We start from the raw sequence: 19,708 nt of genomic DNA, 5'->3' as shown, positions 1-19,708 counted from the left end.
TATGACGACTTGAAGGACGCCTTGATCACGAAGCGGCGGCCGCGGGAGCCGGTGCGGGCTTGGCGCGCAGCATCTCGCGGTCGGCCAGCTCGAACGCCTCGCCCAGGGCCTCGCGCAGGTTGGCGCCCGAGCTGCTGACCTCGGCGAACCCGACGCTCACGCCCACCGGGGTGCCCGGCACCAGCGACTGCCAGTCTTCGGCCGCGACCGCCGCGACTATCCGCCGGCCCACCTCGGCGGCCTCGGCCTTGCCGGCGCCCGGCAGCACCACCACGAACTCGTCGCCGCCGTAGCGGGCCACGAAGTCGCCGCGCCGCATCACCCGGTTGATGACGCCGGCGATGCGCTGCAACACCAGGTCGCCGGAGAGGTGGCCGTGGGCGGTGTTGACCGCCTTGAAGCCGTCCAGGTCGCAGACGCCGACCGTGGCCCGCTCGCCCCGCCCGACCAGCGCGGCCACGTAGCGCTCCAGGTGGCGCCGGTTGGCGAGGCCGGTGAGCGGGTCGGTCAGCGCCTCGTCCTGGTAGCGGGACACCGAGCGGCGCATGTCCTCGTGGTCGAGCCGGGCGGCGATGCCCTCGACGTACATGTCGCGGAGGCGGTCGCTGCGCTGGGCGGCCAGCCGGAACGCGTGCCGGTCGGCCCGGTGCGCGGCCGCGTGGTCGCCGGCCCGGGCGAACGTCAGGCTCCTCAGCCGGGGGTGCTCGGCGGCACCGAGCGTCTCGGCGGACACCGCCACGGTTTCGAGCCGGGTCATCGCCTCGATCGGGTTGCCGGCCGCCATCGCGAGGCAGACCTCGCCGAGCACCCGCATGTCGCGGGCGCGGGCCCCGTCGCCGCCGTCGGCCAGCAGCCGGACCGCCTGCCGGGCGGACTCCGGAGGCTCGCCCAGCGCGGCCCGGCGGGCGATCGCGTAGCCGTACGCCGCGCGGCCGCTGGGGCGCAGCCGGGCGCCACTGTCGCCGGCGAGGAAGCGCTCCGCGTCGGTGGTGATGTCACGCAGGACGCGCAGGCAGCCGTCGGAGTCGCCGTTGTGGTCGAGGGCGACCGCGTTGCGCAGCCGGATGCCCGGCGCGGCGAACGTCTCGGCCGGCACGTCGGCCGCGGTGGCGACCTGCCGGGCCCGCTCGATGGCGCTCAGCGCGTGGCCGTGAAAGCCCAGATACGAGTACGCCATGGCCAGGTCGTTCCAGGCGACGGCGGTGTCCCAGTCGATGTCTTCGACGGCGGCCATCGCTCGGGCGCTCTGCACCAGATGGGTCACGCAGCGCTCCAGCGCGCCCTGGTGCTGGGCGGCGAGCGCGGCGAGGGCGTGCAGGTTGCCCTTGAGGAGCGGCTCGCCGACCTCCTCGATCGCGTCGAACGCCTTCTGCACCGCCAGGTTGTACTCTGCGGTGCGGCCGAGGTTTATCAACGCGGAGACGCGCTGGACGAGGGCGTCCGCCCGGGTGTACGGATCGATGGTGGTGGAGAGCACGCGGTCGAGCAGCGCGGACGCCTCGGCGGAGCGGCTGTTTTCCTGCAGCTTGCGGGCCTCGCGGAGGGTCTCGGCCTGGTCAGCGACCCGGTCAAGCCAACTCACCCCGTGCCTCCTCCCGCCGACCCGCTATCTAATGATTATCTCGTGACAGCCGATATGGAACAGCCCTCCGAAGGGACGGAACGGACGCGCGCGTTGCAAGCGGTCGTTCGCGCGACAAAGTCCCTGGTCAAGGCCGAGCAGCCGGCGGCGCGGGTCGATGCTGAGATCTTGGCCGCGCACGTCCTTGGGATCCCGCGCGGGCGCCTCGCGCTCGCCGAGGGGTTCACCGTTGATCAACTTGCTGAGTTTGACGCGCTCGTCGCCCGGCGGGCGGCCGGCGAGCCGCTCCAGCACCTGGTCGGCGCGGCCGGGTTCCGGCACCTGGAGTTGGCGGTCGGCCCGGGGGTGTTCGTGCCGCGGCCGGAGACCGAACTGCTCGCCGGCTGGGGCATCTCGGTGATCCGGCCGGGTGCCGTCGTTGTCGACCTGTGCAGCGGCTCCGGCGCCATCGCGCTCGCGGTCGCCAACGAGGCGCCCGGCGCCCGCGTCTACGCCGTCGAGCGGTCGCCGTCCGCGCTGGCCTGGTTGCGCCGGAACGCCGGCGCGCGGGCCGCGGCCGCGGATCCGCCGATCGAGGTGGTCGAGGGCGACGCCACCGACCCGGCCGTCCTCGCCGAGCTGGACGGCACCGTCGACCTCGTCCTGTGCAACCCGCCGTACGTGCCGGCCGGCGTCGCCGTACCCGTGGATGTGGCCGACCACGACCCGGCGGAGGCGGTGTTTGCCGGCCCGGACGGCTTGTCCGTGATCCGGCCGGTGCTCGCGCGGGCCGCGGCGCTGTTGCGGCCGGGCGGGTTTTTCGGGGTCGAGCACGACGACACCCACGGTGTAGCGGTGCCGGATCTGCTGCGCGCCGACGGCCGGTTCATTGACATCGATGACCATCGTGATTTGGCTGGCCGGCCGCGGTACGCGACGGCGTCCCGCATGGCAGACTGCACTGCGTGATGCTCTACGACTGCCGGTCGCTGGCCGACCGAGACCGAGGCATCGCCGCGGCGATCGAGGCGGTCAAGAACGGCGAGCTGGTCGTGCTGCCCACCGACACGGTGTACGGCATCGGTGCGGACGCGTTCACCGCGTACGCGGTCAAGGCCCTGCTCGACGCCAAGGGCCGGGGCCGGCAGATGCCCCCGCCCGTGCTGGTCGGATCCCGGCACACCCTGGACGGACTGGTCTTCATGCTGCCGAAGGCGGCGCGCGAGCTGGCCGACGCGTTCTGGCCGGGGGCGCTGACCATCGTTGTCGAGCACGCGCCCAGCCTCCAGTGGGATCTCGGCGACACCGGCGGCACGGTCGCGGTGCGCATGCCGCTGCACCCGGTGGCGCTGGAGGTGCTGCGCGAGACCGGCCCGATGGCGGTGTCGTCGGCCAACAAGACCGGCCAGCCCGCGGCGGTCACCGCCGAGGAGGCTCGGGACCAGCTCGGGTACGCCGTGCGGGTTTACCTCGAAGCCGGCGCGTGCCCGGATCCGGTGCCCAGCACGATCGTCGACCTGACCGGCGACGTGCCGAAGATCCTGCGCGACGGCGCCATCCCGATCGAGAAGCTGCGCGAGGTCGTTCCTGACATCGTCGGCGCCGACCAGGAGGCATGACGTGCCGCCGTTCACCGTCCTTCACGTGTGTATGGGCAACATCTGCCGTTCACCGATGGCGGAGCGGCTGCTCGACGTCGCGGTGCGGGATCGGCTGGCGAAGGCGGACGCCGCACCGCCGGCCGAAAACCTGATGCACAGCCACAGCGCCGGCACCGGCGGCTGGCACGCCGGCGAGGAGATGAACCCGCCGGCCGCGCGGCAGGTGCGGGCCCGCGGCGGAGACGTGAACGGCTTCCTCGCGCGCAAGCTCCGCTCGGACCTGATCGACGCCGCCGACCTCGTCCTCACGGCAACGGCGGACCAGCAGGAGTACGTCGTGGCGCTGCGCCCCGACGCGGCGGCGCGCACGTTCGTACTCGGCGAGTTCGGCCGGCTGTTGACAACGATTGACTCGGCCGCCCTCCCGCCCGCCGAGCCGACCCCGGACGCCGTCTTCGCCCGCGGGGTGGCCCTGGTGGAGGCCGTCAACGCCGCGCGCGGCACCGCCTCGCCGCTGCCCGCCGACGACCTAGACGACCCATGGGGGCGCGGCGACCAGGCGTTCAGCCGCGTCGCCGACGAAATCGAAGACACGGTAGGCCCCCTGGCCGCCACCTTGCTCCCCACGCAGTAGCAGCGCCGCGCGCCTTTGCCCGTCGATCAAGGCTTTCCCCGCCGATCAAGGGCATATGGTCGTGCTTTGATCTCCAAACCACGGCCATCTGCCCTTGATCGACGCGGAAAGCCTTGATCGACGCGCGGGGCGAGGTTGGCGGGTGGTCGATTGAACTCGCCGGGAGTGGGCGCCGTATCCCATCCTGTGAAGCTGCTCTCCGCGCTCGTCGTCGTGGGCATCCTGGCCGTGCCTGCCCCGGCTATGGCGCACGGGGCGCTGACCACGCCGGTCAGCCGGCTCGCGGCTTGCGGCACGGAAGGGGAGAGCGGCGACTCGGCGGCCTGTGTCGCGGCGCTCACCGCGAGCGGCACGGACAAGTTCGACGACTGGGACAACCTGCGCCTGCCCAACGTCGGTGGCCGGGACCGCGAGGTGATCCCGGACGGGCAACTGTGCAGCGCCGGCATCGACCGCTACCGCGGGCTCGACCTGGCCCGGAAGGACTGGCCGTCCACCAGGCTCACGGCCGGCGCGGGCCTCAGTTTCGCGTACCGCGGCACGATCCCGCACGAGGGTACGTTCCGGCTCTACGTCACCCGCGACGGATACGACCCGACGGCGCCGCTGGCCTGGTCGGACCTGGAAACCAAGCCGTTCCTGACCGCCAAGGACCCGTCGTTCACGGGCGGCTCCTACCGGTTCAAGGGCACGCTGCCGGCGGGCAAGGTCGGCCGCCATCTGATCTACACGATCTGGCAAAACTCGAGTACGCCGGATACGTACTATTCATGCTCGGATGTGGTCTTTGCCGCTCCGGCCACCAAGGCTCCCGCCGTCGCCAAGGCCCCGACCACCACGGCTCCCGCCACGGCGGACGCGCAGGAGCAGGCGCCAGCCGCGCAAGAGCAAGAGCCGGTCGCGCAGCAGAAGCCCGAGCCGGTCGCGGCCACCAGCGCCCTCCCGCTCATCGGTGGCGGCGCGGCGGTGCTCGTCGTACTCGGGGCGCTCTTCGCCGTACTCCTGCATCGGCGCCGCTCGGCCGCGCGCCGGTCGTGGACGCCGCCCCGGTCCTGGTAGCGCTTCGCCGATCAAGGGCTTTCGCGCCGATCAAGGGCAAACGGTCGTGGATCGGAGATCAAAGCACGGCCGTTTGCCCTTGATCGACGGGGGAGAGGCGGGGAAGCCCTTGATCGGCGGGCGGGAGGGCTGGGAGTTTGCTGGGAATACCGCTCGGAGGTGGATGAATCACCCCTGGTGTGGGGAGTCTTGGGTGGGTGCGTAGGCGATCGCTGCTGTCCAAGTTCACGACGTTGGTGCTGTGCGGGCTGCTCGCCGGGGTGGCGGTGGCCGCCGCGGTGTTCCCGGCGAACGCCATCGTCGCGCTGGCGGCCAAGTCCGCGAGCGACGCGTTTCTCGACCTGCCTAGCGAGCTCAAGACCCCGCCGCCCCCGCAGACGTCGTACGTCTACGCCAACGACGGCAAGACGCTGATCACGACGTTCTACGACGTCAACCGGCAGGACGTGCCGCTCAGCGAGGTCGCGACGGTGATGCAGCAGGCGATCGTCGCGGCCGAGGACACCCGCTTCTTCGAGCACGGCGGCGTCGACCTGCGCAGCGTGGTACGGGCGTTCGTGGCCAATGGTCGGGGCGGCACGGTCGAGCAGGGCGCCTCCACGCTGACCATGCAGTACGTCCGGAATGTCCTCAAGACCGACCCGGATCTCACCGAGAAGGAGCGCCAGGAGGCCACGCAAGACACCGCCACCCGCAAGCTCCAGGAGATGCGGTACGCCGTGGCGCTGGAGCGGGAGCTGTCCAAGGACGAGATCCTGAGCCGCTACCTGAACATCGCGTACTTCGGCGCCGGGGCGTACGGCATCGCGGCGGCCAGCATGCGGTACTTCGGGAAGGTGCCGGCGAAGCTGACGCTGGCCGAGGCGGCGTTGCTGGCCGGGCTGGTGCAGGCGCCCGACACGGACAGCCCGATCGACGGCAACAAGGAGCGGGCGCTGGAACGGCGTACCTATGTGCTCGACTCGATGGTCGGCACGGGCGCGATCACCGCTCAGCAGGCCGCCGCCGCGAAGGCCGAGGCGCTCAAGCTCGACCCCACCGCCCAGCCCAACGGCTGCTCGGCAACCGCCAAGAACGGCTGGGGCTTCTTCTGCGACTACCTGCGGCAGTGGTGGATGACGCAGCCCGCGTTCGGCGCCACTCCGCAGGAGCGGGAGCGCAACCTGCAGCGCGGCGGCTACACGGTGGTCACCTCGCTCGACCCGGACATCCAGGCCGCGGCGCAGCAGCAGACGCTGAAGGTCTACGGGTACGGCAACAAGCGCGCGGCCCCGATGGCGGTGGTCCAGCCGGGCACGGGTCGGGTGCTGGCGATGGCCGTCAACCGCCACTACGCCCTGAAGAACGGCACCATGAACCAGCTCATCGCCGGCGGCGGGGACATCGACGGCTACCAGGCCGGATCGACGTTCAAGCTCTTCACGATGCTGGCCGCGCTGGAGTCGGGCCGAAAGCTCGACACGGCGTTCGACGCGCCGGCCAAGTTTGTCTCGGACTACCCGGCCAGCGGCCCGGAGAGCTGCAACGGCAAGTGGTGTCCGAGCAACGCCAACCCGTCCTGGATGGATGGCCGGCGGACCATGTGGACCGGCTTCGGCCGCTCGGTCAACACGTACTTCGTCTGGCTGGAGCAGCAGGTCGGCGCCGACAAGGCGGTCGAGATGGCGCAGCGGCTGGGCATCACGTTCCGCGCCGACAGCGACGCGAATTTCGCGAAGGACAACGCGGCCGGGTGGGGCTCGTTCACGCTCGGCGTGGCGGCCACCACGCCGCTCGACCTGGCCAACGCGTACGCCACGGTCGCGGCCGAGGGCACGTACTGCAAGCCGCTGCCGGTCGTGTCGATCACCGACGCCTCGGGCGCGAAGGTGGCCGCCGGCAACCCGTCCTGCGATCGGGTGCTGACCGAGGACATCGCCCGAGCCGCCACCGACGCGGCCCGCTGCCCGGTCGGCCAGCAGTCGGCGTTCGGGCGCTGTGACGGCGGCACCGCCACCCAGGTCTCCACGATCCTCGACGGCCGGCCGGTCGCCGGCAAGACGGGTAGCTCGGAGGACGCCTCGACGGAGACGTTCGTCGGGTTCACCCCGCAGATCGCGGTGGCGTCGATCGCCGCCAATCCGGACGACCCGCAGGACCACGTCGGCTCGGCCATCCAGCAGGAGGTCATCAACGCGGTGGCGCGGACCATGGCGGCGGCGCTGGAGGGCCAGCCGGAGAAGGACTTCACCCCTCCGAGCACCGACATCGCCTTCTCGGGCTCATAAACTGCCCCATGAGCACGTTCTGGGGGCCTGACTTTTCCGAGTTGGAGGCCACCGACCCGGAGATCGCCGCGGTGGTCGTGGGTGAGTTGGGCCGGCTGCGCGGCGGTTTGCAGCTCATCGCGAGCGAGAACCTGACCTCGCCGGCGGTCCTGGCCGCGCTGGGCTCGACGCTGACCAACAAGTACGCCGAGGGATATCCGGGACGGCGGTACTACGGCGGCTGCGCCGAGGTCGACAAGGCGGAGGAGATCGGGATCGCCCGGGCCAAGGAGCTCTTCGGCGCGGACCACGCCAACCTCCAGCCACACAGCGGGGCCAGCGCCAACCTCGCGGCGTACGCGGCGCTGCTCCAGCCGGGCGACACCGTCCTGGCGATGGATCTGCCGCACGGCGGCCACCTGACCCACGGCAGCAAGGTGAACTTTTCCGGCAAATGGTTCGCCACGGTCGGCTACACGGTCCGCAAGGACACCGAGTTGATCGACTACGACGAGGTGCGCGAGCTGGCTCTGGCGCACCGTCCCAAGATGATCATTTGCGGCGCCACCGCGTACCCCCGGCTGATCGACTTCGCCCGCTTCCGCGAGATCGCCGACGAGATCGGCGCGTACCTGCTGGTCGACGCCGCCCACTTCATCGGCCTGGTCGCGGGCAAGGCGATCCCGTCGCCGGTGCCGCACGCCGACGTCGTGACATTTACCACCCACAAGGTCCTGCGCGGCCCGCGCGGGGGCATGATCCTGTGCCGCGAAGAGCTGGCCCAGCGGATCGACAAGGCGGTCTTCCCGTTCACCCAGGGCGGGCCGCTGATGCACGCCATCGCCGCGAAGGCGGTCGCCCTCCGCGAGGCGTCGCTGCCCGACTTCCAGGGGTACGCCACGCAGGTGATCAAGAATGCGCAGGCGCTGGCCGGCGGGCTGGCCGCCGAGGGGATGCGACCGGTGTCCGGCGGCACCGACACCCACCTGGCCCTCATCGATCTGCGCGACCTCGAAGTGACCGGGCGTGACGCGGAGGAGCGGTGCGATGCGGCGTCGATCACGCTGAACAAGAACGCCATCCCGTACGACCCGCAGAAGCCCATGGTCGCCTCGGGTATCCGGGTCGGCACCCCGAGCGTGACGACGCAGGGCATGCGCGAAGGGGAGATGCGGCAGGTAGCCTCGCTGATCGCCCGTGCCGTGCGCGCCGACCCGGCGGGCGACTCCGACGCTTTTGCCCAGATACGCGAAGAGGTGAGCGAGCTCGTGCGCAAATTTCCGGCGTACCCACGATGAACGTTGAGGATCGGCGGTGGCGGCTGCGTCATCTGCCCACGCTGCTCGGCGCCGCCACGGTGGTCACCGTGGTCGCGGTCGTGGTCGGTGGGCTGCTGGCCGGCGGTGCCGGCGCCGCCGGCGCGGGCATCGGGGTGGCCGTCGCGAGCTTCAGCTTCGCGCTGTCGACCGTCGTGTTGGCCTGGGCCGACACGCAGAGCCCGCAGCTCGTACTGCCGTTCGGCCTGGGCCTGTACGTGGCGAAGTTCAGCCTGCTCGGCGGCGTGATGATCGCCGTGTCCTCGTCCGGCTGGGCCGGCATGGTGCCGCTGGGCTGGGGAATCGCCGCCGGCGTGGTCGCATGGACGGGCGTCCACATCTGGTGGCTGACGAAGGTTTGGCCGGCTACCCGACACCACGAGGTGGCGATCGAGGAGTAGCGTACGGGCACAGACGACTCCAGTATCCCCTGCCGCCCGCACAAGGAGCTTGCGTGGGGGTGAGTCGCACCCTCGTGAAACACCCCTGATATGGTTCGGCGCGTCATGGCCGGTGACCAATCCCCCCACAACCTGACGGCGGAGCCGGACAGGGTTGGGTGGCGATCGGCTACCTCATTGCCGGGATGTCGGTGTGGGGGTTCATCGGTTGGCTGGTCGACCGGAGGTTCGACCTCGGTGGGGTGCCCATCGGGATCGGAGCGGTGGTCGGCGCGGCGGGCGGCATCTACCTGATCGTCCGCCGACTCGGCGCCTAGAGGAGGGCTTATGAGCGCGAGGTTTGCGGCGGAAGTCCCGTGGCCGCCGAGCGTCGAGGACTTCTACCTGCCGCCGGTCGTCCACGGCACCGAGCCGTGGTTCACCAAGGTGGTCATCCTCGTTTGGGTGGCGGTCGCCGCACTCATCATCTACTTCCTGGTCAGCTACCGGGACCCGAAGCTGGTGCCGACGAAGAAGCAGTGGCTCGCCGAGTCGATCTACGGCTTCGTCCGCAACAACATCGCCAAGGACATGATCGGCCACGATGGTCTGCGGTTCGCGCCGTACCTCACGACGCTGTTCTGCTTCATCCTGCTGACCAACCTCTTCGGCATCATCCCGGGCATCCAGATGTCGCCGAACTCGCACATCGCGTTCCCGGCGATCCTCGCCATCATCAGCTGGGTGCTGTTCAACTTCGTGGGCATCCAGAAGCACGGCTTCGCCGGCTACATGAAGCACTCGCTGATCCCGCCGGCACCGTGGTTCATCCTGCCGCTGCTGATCCCGATCGAGTTCGCCTCGACCTTCCTGTTCCGCCCGTTCACCCTGGCGGTCCGGCTCTTCGCCAACATGTTCGCCGGCCACATGATCCTGCTGGTGTTCACGCTCGGCGGGTTCGTGATGCTGAACTCGAGCGCCCTGCTCGCGCCGGTGTCGATCCTCTCCTGGCTGATGGCGATCGCGCTGACGTTCCTGGAGGCGCTGGTCGTCGTCCTGCAGGCGTACGTCTTCACCGTCCTCACCGCCAGCTACATCCAGGGCGCGCTCGCCGAAGAGCACTGAGTCTCGCAAGTTCCGCATCGTCGTCTGCGCGTGATGGTCACGCGCGATAACCAGGAGGAATATCAATGGCACTCGCTGAGGTAGTTGGCAGCACCGCGGCCATCGGCTACGGCTTGGCCGCCATCGGCCCCGGCATCGGCGTCGGTCTGGTCTTCGCCAGCTACATCCAGTCGACCGCGCGCCAGCCCGAGTCGTCCCGGATCACCCTGCCGTACGTCTGGATCGGCTTCGCCGTGGTCGAGGCGCTCGCCCTGCTGGGCATCGCGTTCGGCTTCATCTGGCAGGGCCAGCTCTAGCCCGCCCGTCCCTACCGGGAGGTTTTCATGTACGTCATCGCCACCGAGGGCACGGAGCACAACCCGATCGTCCCGATCTGGCAAGAGATCATCATCGGGACGATCGCGTTCGCCCTGCTCTGCTACGTGCTGATGAAGTTCGTCTTCCCGCAGATGGAGAAGACCTTCAAGGCCCGGGTCGAGGCCATCGAGGGTGGCATCCAGCGGGCCGAGGTGGCGCAGGCCGAGGCGAACCAGCTCCTGGAGCAGTACCGGGCGCAGCTCGCCGAGGCGCGTACCGACGCCGCCCGGATCCGGGACGACGCCCGCGCCGACGCCGAGGGCATCCGGCAGGACGTACTCGCGAAGGCTCGGGAGGAGTCGGACCGCATCATCGCCGCGGGCAAGGAGCAGCTCGCAGCCGAGCGGCAGACGATCGTCCGGGAGCTGCGGGCCGAGGTCGGCACGCTCGCGGTCGACCTGGCCAGCAAGATCGTGGGTGAGTCGCTCGCGGACGAGGCCCGCCGCAAGGGCACCGTGGAGCGGTTCCTGACCGACCTCGAGAGCACGGGGGCCCGCTGATGCAGGCCGCCAGCCGGGAGTCGTACGCCGCCGCCGCGCAGCGGCTGGAGGCGCACGCGCGCCGGGCCAACCCGGACACCATCGCGGGTACGGCGAACGACGTGCTCGCGGTCGCCGACCTGCTGCGGCGCGAGCCGCGGCTGCGGCGGGCGCTGTCCGACCCGGCCCGTCCCGGCGAGGACCGGGCGGGTCTGCTCGGCAGCCTGCTCGCGGGCAAGGTCGGCAAGGCCGGTCTCGACCTGGTCTCGGCACTGGTTTCCGGCCGCTGGTCGGCGCCGTCCGAGTTGCTCAGCGCGACCGAGCGGCTCGGCGTGGAGGCGCTGCTGGCCAGCGCGGACCGCGCCGGCGACCTGGGTGAGGTCGAGGACGAGCTGTTCCGCTTCGGGCAGGTCGTCTCCGCCAATCTCCCGCTGGCCGCGACGCTGGGCGATGTCGTCGCCCCGGCTTCGCAGCGGGCCGAGCTGGCCCGTGCCCTGCTGGGCGGAAAGGCCAAGCCCATCACCCTCCGGCTGGTCGAGGTGGCGCTGTCCGGTTTCGGGGGGCGCTCCTTCGAGGGCGCGCTGACCCGACTGGTGGAGCTGTCCGCCGACCGGCGGGACCGCCAGGTTGCGTACGTCACGGTCGCGGCCCTGCTCACGGACGAGGAAGAGCGCCGGCTGGGCGCCAAGTTGTCCGAACTGTACGGTCGAGAGGTCTCCATCAAGCAGCAGGTGCAGCCGGAGATCCTCGGCGGGATGAGCGTGCGGGTCGGTTCCGACCTGTACGACGGCACGGTCCTGCGCCGGCTCACCGACACCCGTAACGCGCTCGCGAAGCGCTAGCCCGCTTTAGATCCACTCGAACCCAGAAGGAAGCTGAGGATGGCCGAGCTGACCATCTCGACCGAGGAGATCCGGGGCGCCTTGGAGCGCTACGTCGCCTCGTACACGCCCGACGTCACCCGCGAGGAGGTCGGGACCGTCGCCGACGCCGGCGACGGCATCGCCCACGTCGAGGGCCTGCCCTCGACCATGGCCAACGAGCTGCTGGAGTTCGAGGACGGCACGCTGGGCGTGGCCCTGAACCTCGACGTCCGCGAGATCGGCGTCGTGGTCCTCGGCGAGTTCGCCGGTATCGAGGAGGGGCAGCGGGTCAAGCGCACCGGCCGGGTGCTCTCCGTGCCGGTCGGCGACAAGTTCCTGGGCCGGGTGGTCGACGCGCTCGGCACCCCGATCGACGCCCTCGGCGACATCGAGAACGAGGGCTACCGCGAGCTGGAGCTGCAGGCGCCGAACGTGATGGCGCGGCAGGGCGTCAGCGAGGCGCTGCAGACCGGCATCAAGGCCATCGACGCGATGACCGCGATCGGCCGGGGCCAGCGCCAGCTGATCATCGGTGACCGCAAGACCGGCAAGACCACGGTCGCGCTCGACGCGATCCTCAACCAGCGGGCCAACTGGGAGTCCGGCGACCCGAAGAAGCAGGTGCGCTGCATCTACGTCGCCATCGGCCAGAAGGCGTCCACGATCGCGTCGATCAAGGGCATCCTCGAGGAGCACGGCGCGATGGAGTACACCACCATCGTCGCCTCGCCCGCCTCCGACCCGGCCGGCTACAAGTACATCGCCCCGTACACCGGCTCGTCGATCGGCCAGCACTGGATGTACGCCGGCAAGCACGTGCTGATCGTCTTCGACGACCTGAGCAAGCAGGCCGAGGCGTACCGCGCGGTGTCGCTGCTGCTGCGCCGCCCGCCGGGCCGCGAGGCGTACCCGGGTGATGTCTTCTACTTGCACTCCCGGCTGCTGGAGCGTTGCGCGAAGCTGTCCGACGAGCTGGGTGGCGGCTCGATGACCGGCCTGCCGATCATCGAGACGAAGGCCAACGACATCTCGGCCTTCATCCCGACCAACGTCATCTCGATCACCGACGGCCAGATCTTCCTGGAGTCCGACCTGTTCAACCAGGGCGTCCGTCCGGCGATCAACGTCGGCACCTCGGTCTCTCGCGTGGGCGGCGCGGCCCAGGTCAAGCCGCTCCGTAAGGTCGCCGGCCGGCTGCGGCTCGACCTTGCCCAGTACCGCGAGCTGGAGGCGTTCGCCGCGTTCGCGTCCGACCTCGACAAGGCGTCCCGGGACCAGCTGGAGCGCGGTGTCCGCCTGGTCGAGCTGCTGAAGCAGCCGAACTACTCGCCGTACCCGGTCGAGGAGCAGGTCGTCTCCGTCTGGGCCGGCACCGAGGGCAAGCTCGACGACATCCCGGTCGGCGAGGTCCGGCGGTTCGAGTCCGAGTTCCTGGAGTACCTGCGGCACTCGTACAAGCCGACGCTCCAGTCGATCGCGGACAACAACTGGGACGACGACATCGTCAACGGCCTCGACGAGGCCATCGTGAAGTTCAAGCAGATGTTCCTCGGCAAGGAAGACAAGCACCTCGGCACGGAGGCGCCGGCCAAGGCGCTCGAGGGCGAGGAGAACCACGAGACGGTGACCCGCTACCGCGACACCCCGCCGGCCGAGAAGCAGTAGGGACGAGCGATGGCGGCCCAGGTACGCGTTCTTCGTCAACGGATCCGCACGGCGAAGTCGATGAAGAAGATCACCAAGGCGATGGAGCTCGTGGCCACGAGCCGCATCGCCAAGGCCCAGGCGCGGGTGGCGGCGTCCCTGCCGTACGCCCAGGCGATCACCGGCGTGTTGACCGCGCTGGCGTCCAACGCCAACATCGACCACCCGCTGCTGACCGCGAGGCCGCGGGTGCGCCGGGCCGGCATCCTGGTCATCACCAGCGACCGCGGCCTGGCCGGCGGTTACAGCTCCAACGCGATCAAGACCGCGGAGTCGCTGATCGCCCGGCTGCGGGCCGACGGCAAGGAGCCGGTCCTGTACGTCGTCGGCCGCAAGGGCGTGACGTACTACCGCTTCCGCAACCGGCCGATCGAGGCGAACTGGACGGGCTTTTCCGAGCAGCCGTCGTTCGCCGACGCCCGGACCATCGGCGAGACGCTGATCTCGTCCTTTGTCCAGGGAGCGGACGACGACCACGAGGGTCCCGGCCCGGATGGCGTCCTCGGCGTCGATGAGTTGCACATCGTGTACACGCAGTTCCAGTCGCTGATGACGCAGACGCCGGTATGCCGGATCATCGGTCCTATGGAGGTCGAGGACCGCCCCCGGTCCGAGGGTCTGCTGCCGGCGTACGAGTTCGAGCCCGAGGCCGAGGCGCTGCTCGACGCGCTGCTGCCCAAGTACATCAACACGCGCATCTACGCCGCGCTCATCGAGTCCGCGGCCAGCGAGTCGGCGGCCCGCCGCCGGGCGATGAAGAGCGCGACCGACAACGCGGAAGAGATGATCCAGAACTACACGCGCGAGATGAACTCCGCGCGCCAGGCCGGGATCACCCAGGAGATCAGTGAGATCGTCGGCGGCGCGAACGCGCTGGCCGCGGCGGGAAGTGAATGAGTGATGACTGCTGCTGTTGAAACTGCGACTGGTCGGGTCGTCCGGGTCATCGGTCCCGTCGTCGACGCCGAGTTCCCGCGCGACGCGATGCCCGACATCTTCAACGCCCTGCACGTCGACGTGTCGCTCGCCGGCGGTGAGAAGACGCTGACCCTGGAGGTCGCCCAGCACCTGGGCGACAACCTGGTCCGGGCGATCTCCATGCAGCCGACCGACGGCCTAGTCCGCGGCGCCGTGGTGCGCGACACCGGCGAGGCCATCAGCGTGCCGGTGGGCGACGGCACCAAGGGTCATGTGTTCAACGCGATCGGCGAGTGCCTCAACCTCAAGGAGGGCGAGAAGCTCGACATCAAGGACCGCTGGACGATCCACCGCCGGCCGCCGGCCTTCGCGGACCTGGAGCCCAAGACCGAGATGCTGGAGACCGGCATCAAGGTGCTCGACCTGCTCGCCCCGTACGTCAAGGGCGGCAAGATCGGCCTCTTCGGCGGCGCGGGCGTGGGCAAGACGGTGCTCATCCAGGAGATGATCATCCGGGTCGCCAACAACTTCGGCGGTACGTCGGTGTTCGCCGGCGTGGGTGAGCGCACCCGCGAGGGCAACGACCTGATCCACGAGATGACCGAGTCCGGCGTCATCGACAAGACCGCGCTGGTCTTCGGCCAGATGGACGAGCCGCCGGGCACCCGCCTGCGGGTCGCGCTGTCCGCGCTGACGATGGCCGAGTACTTCCGCGACGTACAGAAGCAGGAAGTGCTGCTCTTCATCGACAACATCTTCCGGTTCACCCAGGCCGGTTCCGAGGTGTCCACCCTGCTGGGCCGGATGCCCTCGGCCGTGGGTTACCAGCCGACGCTGGCCGACGAGATGGGCGAGCTGCAGGAGCGGATCACCTCGGTCCGCGGCCAGGCCATCACGTCCATGCAGGCGATCTACGTGCCCGCCGACGACTACACCGACCCGGCGCCGGCCACCACGTTCGCCCACCTGGACGCGACCACCAACCTCGAGCGGTCCATCTCGGACAAGGGCATCTACCCGGCGGTGGACCCGCTGGCGTCCTCGTCCCGGATCCTCGCGGCCGAGTTCGTCGGCGCCGAGCACTACGCGGTCGCCTCCGAGGTGAAGCGGATCCTGCAGCGCTACAAGGACCTGCAGGACATCATCGCCATCCTCGGCATGGAGGAGCTGTCCGAAGACGACAAGGTCACCGTCGGCCGGGCCCGCCGGATCGAGCGGTTCCTGTCGCAGAACACGTACGCGGCCGAGGTCTTCACCGGCATCAAGGGCTCGTACGTCCCGGTCAAGGACACCGTCGAGGCGTTCAAGAAGATCAGCGAGGGTGAGTTCGACCACTTCCCCGAGCAGGCGTTCTTCATGTGCGGTGGCCTGGACGACCTGGAGCGCAACGCCCGCGAACTGATGAAGTAGATCTCGTAGGTCCGAGCAAACCTTTCGGCCCTCCCGCCCGTCTCTATCTGTGAGAGGTATTGGCGACGGGAGGGCCTGAGGGTGCGGAAAAAGCCTCGTTGGGCGGTTTTGTGCACCATCTTCGGGGCCTTCCTCCTCTTAGGCAGCGGCGGCTCGCTGGTCGCGACCGAGGTGCTGCTGGCCCGGTATGAGGGCGCGGTCGAGACGGCCGACCTCTTCGGCGACGAGGCAGCGGCCGCCGCGGAGCCGAAGACCGACATCAAGGGCCCGCTCAACTTCCTGCTCGTCGGCATCGACCCGCGGGCCAACAACCCCAACGAGCCGCCCCGCTCCGACTCGATCCTCATCCTGCAGGTCCCGGACGGGCACGACCGCGGCTACCTCTTCTCGCTCCCGCGTGACCTGATCGTCGAAATCCCGGCCTTCCCGAAAGCCGACTTCGACGGTGGCCGCGACAAGATCAATGCCGCGATGGCGTACGGCAGCCGCGTACCCGGCCAGGAAAAGCCCGACCCGGCGCGGGGCTTCGAGCTACTGGCCAAGACCGTCACCAACTACACCGGCATCAAGCGGTTCGACGCCGGCGCGATCATCAACTTCACCGGCTTCAGGAAGATCGTCGACGCCATGGGCGGGGTGACCATGACCCTCGACATCGACGTCAAGTCCGAGCACCTCCAGCCCGACGGCAGTGGTCGCAAGGGCAACCCGAACGGCGAGGGCTACATCGGCCCGCAGAAGGTGTACAAGAAGGGCACCCACCACCTGAAGGGCTGGGAAGCGCTCGACGTCGTGCGGCAGCGCAAGACCGTCGGCGGCGACTACGTACGGCAGAAGCACCAGCAGCAGTTCATCAAGGCGATGGTCAGCCAGGCGTTCAGCAAGGACGTGGTGACCAACCCGGTCAAGCTGGACAAGGTGCTCCGCTCGGCCGGCGAGTCGCTCATCTTCAACGGACGCGGGCACAGCGTGGTCGACTACGGCCTGACGCTGCGCAACCTCCGAGCCAGCTCGATCACGATGATCAAACTACCCGGGCGCGGGGTGGGCACCGGCAGCAACTACAAGGGCGAAGAGCTGCTCGACCCGTCGCAGGACTTCTTCGCCGCCGTACAGGCCGACACCCTCGACACGTTCGTGGTGTCCCACCCCGAGCTGATCCAAAGATGATTGTGGTCCCCACCACCCTCGTTGGGGCGGCGTACCTTACCTGACTAGACTCGGCTCAATCCCTGAACCGAGGAGACAGCGTGGCACTGCATGTCGAGCTCGTAGCCGTCGAAGAGAAGGTCTGGTCCGGCGAGGCCGACATGGTCGTCGCGCGGACCACCGAGGGCGAGCTCGGAGTGCTGCCGGGTCACGCCCCGCTGCTGGGCCAGCTCGCCGAGCCCTCCCAGGTACGCGTCAAGCTGACCGGCGGCGACCAGATCGCGTACGACGTGGCCGGCGGGTTCCTTTCGGTCACCGCCGAGGGTGTGACGGTGCTCGCCGAGAGCGCCACCCCAGCCGCCCCAGCTACGCGCTGACCAGCGACGCCGATGCTGGTCTTGGAGTGGATCGGGGTCGGCGTACTCATCCTGCTCGCCTTCGTGGCGGTGCTCTTCGTGCGGCGCGCCCTCGTGGCCGGTGCCGGCACCATCAAGCTCAACCTGCGCGTCTCCACCATGCTCGACGGGCGCGGCTGGTCACCGGGCTTCGGCCGGTTCGTCGGTGACGAGCTGCGCTGGTACCGGATGTTCAGCTTCGCGATCCGGCCGAAGCGGGTGCTCTCCCGGCATGGGCTCGTGGTCGAGCGGCGGCGGCCGCCGGAGGGCCAGGAACGCCTGACGATGCCGACCGACTGGGTGATCCTTCGCTGTCTCAGCCACCACGCCCCGGTGGAGATCGCCATGGCCAAGTCCACCGTGACGGGTTTCATGTCCTGGCTAGAAGCCGCCCCTCCGGGGGCGGTTTCCCCGTTTCTAGCCACCCACTGATGCCTCCCGCGCGTCCTCTGCGCGGCTCGCCCCGTCGATCAAGGGCATATGGTCGTGCTTTGATCTCCGATCCACGACCGTTTGCCCTTGATCGACGGAGAAATCCTTGATCGACGCCGTTGAGTGGGGTGGCCTCGACGTTCGTCAAGGTTCGGCCCCAGAAGACGGCGCGTGGGCAACTGTGGCGAGGAACTACCCCTCCAGGGGCAATAGGTCGCCACGATCACGCGCTAAGTCGCCTCGCCGTGCGCGGCGACGGTGGGCCGCCTCAGCCCCAGCGCGCCGCACGCCAGCCTCGGCCGATCCCCGTCGATCAAGGATTTTCGCGCCGATCAAGGGCAAACGGTCGTGGAAAAGAGATCCAACCACGACCATATGCCCTTGATCGACGGGGCCAGCGGGGCGCGGGCGGGGCGCGAGCGGGCGCGGAGGAGGGGGCTAGAGGGGGCGGCGGTTGTTAGCCAGAGGTGGGAGCGGTGGCCGTCGTCGGTGGCGAGTACGACGTGGCCAGCGCCCACGGCCACCGATGCGGCCGTTTCGGCGGTCATCGGGAGCGGGGCTGGCATTGTCAGCTCGCGCCAGGTCGTGCCGCCGTCGCGGGTCGACCACAGGCGGCACTCCGTCGAGCCGCCGGTGGTCACGGCCAGGCCGTCGCCGGCCGTCAGGCTCAGGAAGCGGGCGTCGGCGGCCAGCCCGCCCCGGCGCTGCCAGCCGGCGCCGTCGTACCACCATGCGCCGCCGGCGCCGACCGCCAGCGCGCCGTCGCCGTCGGGCGTGACCAGCGCCAGCGGCGACTCGACCGGCACGCTGGTCCAGCGCGTCCCGTCGACCGAGGTCCAGGATGCACCGGACAGGGTGGCGCCGTACGCCTCACCGACGACGATCCAGCGCCCCGCGGCGAACGCCACATCCGTGCCGCGCGCCGACGAGGCCGGTGCCACAAGCACGCGGGTGAAGGAGATGCCGTCCGTCGAGCGCCACAGCGCCGGGCCGGGGGAGCCGTCGGGTCCCAGCCAGTTGCCGGCGATCGCCCACCCGGTGAGACCAGCCGCGGGACCAGCCGCCGCCGCGCCGACGCCCACCGACTCCTGCCCGCCGAACTGCTCGAACTCCGGCTCGTACTCCAGCCAGGAGCCGTCGGGCCGGCTGCGCCAGGTGCTCGTACGCGGGTTGCCGTGCGCGCCGCCCGACGCGGCGCCCACCGCGATGACGTCGGTGCCCCGGCAGGCGACGGTGAAGATCGTGCTCTGCTTGCCGTAGAAGCTGACGGGCGTCAGCCGTACCCCGGTCCAGGTTTGCCCGTCGTTGCTCGTCCAGGCGGCGGGGCCGGTCGGGAGCCCGCCCACGGCGTACCAGTGATTGTCGCAGAAGGCCAGGTCACGGACGGCGGCCTCGGCGGACGGGAGGGTGACCTCCTGCCAAGCGATGGAAGGGGCGGGCGACGAGCAGGAGGAAAGCAGGAGGAGTAAGGCGAAGGCCCACTTCAGGATCACCGGTTGGCGCCCGGCACCCATAACACGTCGCCGTCGGGATTCGCCGTTCTCGCCAAGATGAACAGCAGATCCGACAGCCGGTTGAGATACTTTGCCGGGAGGGTGCCGGTTCGTGTGGGATCGGCATCCACCAGTGTCCATGCCGTCCGCTCGGCGCGACGGGCGACGGTACGCGCGACGTGCAGCAGTGCGGCGCCTGGCGTGCCGCCCGGCAGTACGAAGGAGTCGAGTGTGGACAGGCGGGCATTGAAGTCGTCGCACCAGCCCTCAAGGCGGGCGACGTACGCCTCGGTGACCCGTAGCGCCGGAGCGTCCGACGATGGGTTCGCCAGATCCGCGCCCACGTCGAAGAGGTCGTTCTGCACCAGCGTCAGTACTTCGCGCACCTCGTCGGTGAGCTGGCCGAGCGCGAGCGCCACCCCGATGGCGGCGTTGCACTCGTCCACATCGGCGTACGCGGCGATCCGCGGGTCGGACTTCGCCACCTGTTCGTTGTTGACGAGCCGGGTGGTGCCGGTGTCGCCGGCCTTCGTGTAGATGCGGGTGAGGTGGACGGCCATGAGCCTTAGCGTACGTCCGGCTTCTA

21 protein-coding genes are annotated in these 19,708 nt (G+C 69.8%); 18 read left to right on the top strand and 3 right to left on the bottom strand.

Going from position 1 to position 19,708, the window contains the following annotated elements; all coding sequences use genetic code 11:
- Nucleotides 1–25 precede the first annotated feature (25 nt).
- Nucleotides 26–1,582: a GGDEF domain-containing protein gene (locus Prum_RS14105; protein WP_173076997.1), complete on the bottom strand. Its 1,557-nt coding sequence runs from the start codon at nucleotides 1,580–1,582 to the stop codon at nucleotides 26–28.
- Between the two features lie 54 nt (nucleotides 1,583–1,636).
- Between Prum_RS14105 and prmC the strand changes: the two genes are divergently transcribed.
- The 18 genes from prmC (at nucleotide 1,637) to Prum_RS14015 (ending at nucleotide 17,629) form a co-directional block, all read left to right on the top strand.
- Entirely contained in the window at nucleotides 1,637–2,530 is an 894-nt protein-coding gene (gene prmC, locus Prum_RS14100) for a peptide chain release factor N(5)-glutamine methyltransferase (RefSeq protein ID WP_173083738.1), read from the top strand.
- On the top strand, nucleotides 2,530–3,180 hold the full coding sequence (locus Prum_RS14095; RefSeq protein ID WP_173083740.1) for an L-threonylcarbamoyladenylate synthase: 651 nt from the start codon (nucleotides 2,530–2,532) through the stop codon (nucleotides 3,178–3,180). The genes prmC and Prum_RS14095 overlap by 1 nt, the downstream gene beginning before the upstream one ends.
- Nucleotide 3,181: 1 nt before the next feature.
- Nucleotides 3,182–3,796: an arsenate reductase/protein-tyrosine-phosphatase family protein gene (locus tag Prum_RS14090; RefSeq protein ID WP_173076996.1), complete on the top strand. Its 615-nt coding sequence runs from the start codon at nucleotides 3,182–3,184 to the stop codon at nucleotides 3,794–3,796.
- A 186-nt stretch (nucleotides 3,797–3,982) separates the two neighbouring features.
- Nucleotides 3,983–4,855, top strand: a complete 873-nt coding sequence (locus tag Prum_RS14085) for a lytic polysaccharide monooxygenase auxiliary activity family 9 protein (RefSeq protein WP_246277885.1) — start codon at nucleotides 3,983–3,985, stop codon at nucleotides 4,853–4,855.
- Nucleotides 4,856–5,052: 197 nt separating this feature from the next.
- Entirely contained in the window at nucleotides 5,053–7,122 is a 2,070-nt protein-coding gene (locus Prum_RS14080; RefSeq protein WP_173076995.1) for a transglycosylase domain-containing protein, read from the top strand.
- Nucleotides 7,123–7,130: 8 nt separating this feature from the next.
- The gene (gene glyA, locus Prum_RS14075) at nucleotides 7,131–8,399 is read left to right on the top strand and encodes a serine hydroxymethyltransferase (protein ID WP_173076994.1); all 1,269 of its coding nucleotides are present in this window, start codon (nucleotides 7,131–7,133) and stop codon (nucleotides 8,397–8,399) included.
- Nucleotides 8,396–8,818 carry a hypothetical protein gene (locus Prum_RS14070; protein WP_173076993.1) on the top strand — a complete coding sequence of 141 codons (423 nt, stop codon included), beginning with the start codon at nucleotides 8,396–8,398 and terminating at the stop codon, nucleotides 8,816–8,818. The genes glyA and Prum_RS14070 overlap by 4 nt, the downstream gene beginning before the upstream one ends.
- A 158-nt stretch (nucleotides 8,819–8,976) precedes the next feature.
- Nucleotides 8,977–9,135, top strand: a complete 159-nt coding sequence (locus Prum_RS14065; RefSeq protein WP_246277884.1) for a hypothetical protein — start codon at nucleotides 8,977–8,979, stop codon at nucleotides 9,133–9,135.
- A 10-nt stretch (nucleotides 9,136–9,145) separates the two neighbouring features.
- Nucleotides 9,146–9,922 carry a F0F1 ATP synthase subunit A gene (gene atpB, locus Prum_RS14060; protein ID WP_173076992.1) on the top strand — a complete coding sequence of 259 codons (777 nt, stop codon included), beginning with the start codon at nucleotides 9,146–9,148 and terminating at the stop codon, nucleotides 9,920–9,922.
- 65 nt (nucleotides 9,923–9,987) lie between these two features.
- Nucleotides 9,988–10,218, top strand: a complete 231-nt coding sequence (locus tag Prum_RS14055) for an ATP synthase subunit C-like protein (protein WP_173076991.1) — start codon at nucleotides 9,988–9,990, stop codon at nucleotides 10,216–10,218.
- Between the two features lie 27 nt (nucleotides 10,219–10,245).
- The gene (locus Prum_RS14050) at nucleotides 10,246–10,779 is read left to right on the top strand and encodes a F0F1 ATP synthase subunit B (protein WP_173076990.1); all 534 of its coding nucleotides are present in this window, start codon (nucleotides 10,246–10,248) and stop codon (nucleotides 10,777–10,779) included.
- Entirely contained in the window at nucleotides 10,779–11,600 is an 822-nt protein-coding gene (locus Prum_RS14045; RefSeq protein WP_173076989.1) for a F0F1 ATP synthase subunit delta, read from the top strand. The genes Prum_RS14050 and Prum_RS14045 overlap by 1 nt, the downstream gene beginning before the upstream one ends.
- Before the next feature lie 39 nt (nucleotides 11,601–11,639).
- Nucleotides 11,640–13,286 carry a F0F1 ATP synthase subunit alpha gene (atpA, locus tag Prum_RS14040; RefSeq protein ID WP_173076988.1) on the top strand — a complete coding sequence of 549 codons (1,647 nt, stop codon included), beginning with the start codon at nucleotides 11,640–11,642 and terminating at the stop codon, nucleotides 13,284–13,286.
- 9 nt (nucleotides 13,287–13,295) lie between these two features.
- On the top strand, nucleotides 13,296–14,222 hold the full coding sequence (locus Prum_RS14035) for a F0F1 ATP synthase subunit gamma (protein ID WP_173076987.1): 927 nt from the start codon (nucleotides 13,296–13,298) through the stop codon (nucleotides 14,220–14,222).
- A gap of 3 nt (nucleotides 14,223–14,225) precedes the next feature.
- The gene (gene atpD, locus Prum_RS14030) at nucleotides 14,226–15,653 is read left to right on the top strand and encodes a F0F1 ATP synthase subunit beta (protein ID WP_173076986.1); all 1,428 of its coding nucleotides are present in this window, start codon (nucleotides 14,226–14,228) and stop codon (nucleotides 15,651–15,653) included.
- 81 nt (nucleotides 15,654–15,734) lie between these two features.
- Nucleotides 15,735–16,823 (top strand): LCP family protein, encoded by a 1,089-nt coding sequence (locus Prum_RS14025; RefSeq protein ID WP_246277883.1) that lies wholly within the window; start codon nucleotides 15,735–15,737, stop codon nucleotides 16,821–16,823.
- A gap of 80 nt (nucleotides 16,824–16,903) precedes the next feature.
- Entirely contained in the window at nucleotides 16,904–17,179 is a 276-nt protein-coding gene (locus Prum_RS14020) for a F0F1 ATP synthase subunit epsilon (RefSeq protein WP_173076985.1), read from the top strand.
- 12 nt (nucleotides 17,180–17,191) lie between these two features.
- Nucleotides 17,192–17,629, top strand: a complete 438-nt coding sequence (locus Prum_RS14015; RefSeq protein ID WP_173076984.1) for a DUF2550 domain-containing protein — start codon at nucleotides 17,192–17,194, stop codon at nucleotides 17,627–17,629.
- A 332-nt stretch (nucleotides 17,630–17,961) separates the two neighbouring features.
- Here Prum_RS14015 and Prum_RS53785 read toward each other — a convergent pair whose 3' ends face one another.
- Nucleotides 17,962–19,122, bottom strand: a complete 1,161-nt coding sequence (locus Prum_RS53785; RefSeq protein WP_173076983.1) for a hypothetical protein — start codon at nucleotides 19,120–19,122, stop codon at nucleotides 17,962–17,964.
- Nucleotides 19,119–19,682, bottom strand: a complete 564-nt coding sequence (locus Prum_RS14005) for a cob(I)yrinic acid a,c-diamide adenosyltransferase (RefSeq protein ID WP_173076982.1) — start codon at nucleotides 19,680–19,682, stop codon at nucleotides 19,119–19,121. Before Prum_RS14005 ends, Prum_RS53785 begins: the two co-directional genes overlap by 4 nt.
- Nucleotides 19,683–19,708 lie beyond the last annotated feature (26 nt).

Source organism: Phytohabitans rumicis (assembly GCF_011764445.1).
GTDB lineage: Bacteria > Actinomycetota > Actinomycetes > Mycobacteriales > Micromonosporaceae > Phytohabitans > Phytohabitans rumicis.
The sequence above is the reverse complement of the archived record's forward strand: the minus strand, read 5'-3'. Positions and strand labels throughout refer to the sequence as shown.

What these genes read in the sequence shown, in the direction of transcription:
- prmC (WP_173083738.1), top strand. Translation starts at nt 1,637, where the DNA reads ATGGAACAGCCCTCCGAAGGGACGGAACGGACGCGCGCGTTGCAAGCG.
- Prum_RS14095 (WP_173083740.1), top strand. Translation starts at nt 2,530, where the DNA reads ATGCTCTACGACTGCCGGTCGCTGGCCGACCGAGACCGAGGCATCGCC.
- glyA (WP_173076994.1), top strand. Translation starts at nt 7,131, where the DNA reads ATGAGCACGTTCTGGGGGCCTGACTTTTCCGAGTTGGAGGCCACCGAC.
- Prum_RS14070 (WP_173076993.1), top strand. Translation starts at nt 8,396, where the DNA reads ATGAACGTTGAGGATCGGCGGTGGCGGCTGCGTCATCTGCCCACGCTG.
- atpB (WP_173076992.1), top strand. Translation starts at nt 9,146, where the DNA reads ATGAGCGCGAGGTTTGCGGCGGAAGTCCCGTGGCCGCCGAGCGTCGAG.
- Prum_RS14055 (WP_173076991.1), top strand. Translation starts at nt 9,988, where the DNA reads ATGGCACTCGCTGAGGTAGTTGGCAGCACCGCGGCCATCGGCTACGGC.
- Prum_RS14050 (WP_173076990.1), top strand. Translation starts at nt 10,246, where the DNA reads ATGTACGTCATCGCCACCGAGGGCACGGAGCACAACCCGATCGTCCCG.
- Prum_RS14045 (WP_173076989.1), top strand. Translation starts at nt 10,779, where the DNA reads ATGCAGGCCGCCAGCCGGGAGTCGTACGCCGCCGCCGCGCAGCGGCTG.
- atpA (WP_173076988.1), top strand. Translation starts at nt 11,640, where the DNA reads ATGGCCGAGCTGACCATCTCGACCGAGGAGATCCGGGGCGCCTTGGAG.
- Prum_RS14035 (WP_173076987.1), top strand. Translation starts at nt 13,296, where the DNA reads ATGGCGGCCCAGGTACGCGTTCTTCGTCAACGGATCCGCACGGCGAAG.
- atpD (WP_173076986.1), top strand. Translation starts at nt 14,226, where the DNA reads ATGACTGCTGCTGTTGAAACTGCGACTGGTCGGGTCGTCCGGGTCATC.
- Prum_RS14015 (WP_173076984.1), top strand. Translation starts at nt 17,192, where the DNA reads ATGCTGGTCTTGGAGTGGATCGGGGTCGGCGTACTCATCCTGCTCGCC.
- Prum_RS14005 (WP_173076982.1), bottom strand. Translation starts at nt 19,682, where the DNA reads ATGGCCGTCCACCTCACCCGCATCTACACGAAGGCCGGCGACACCGGC.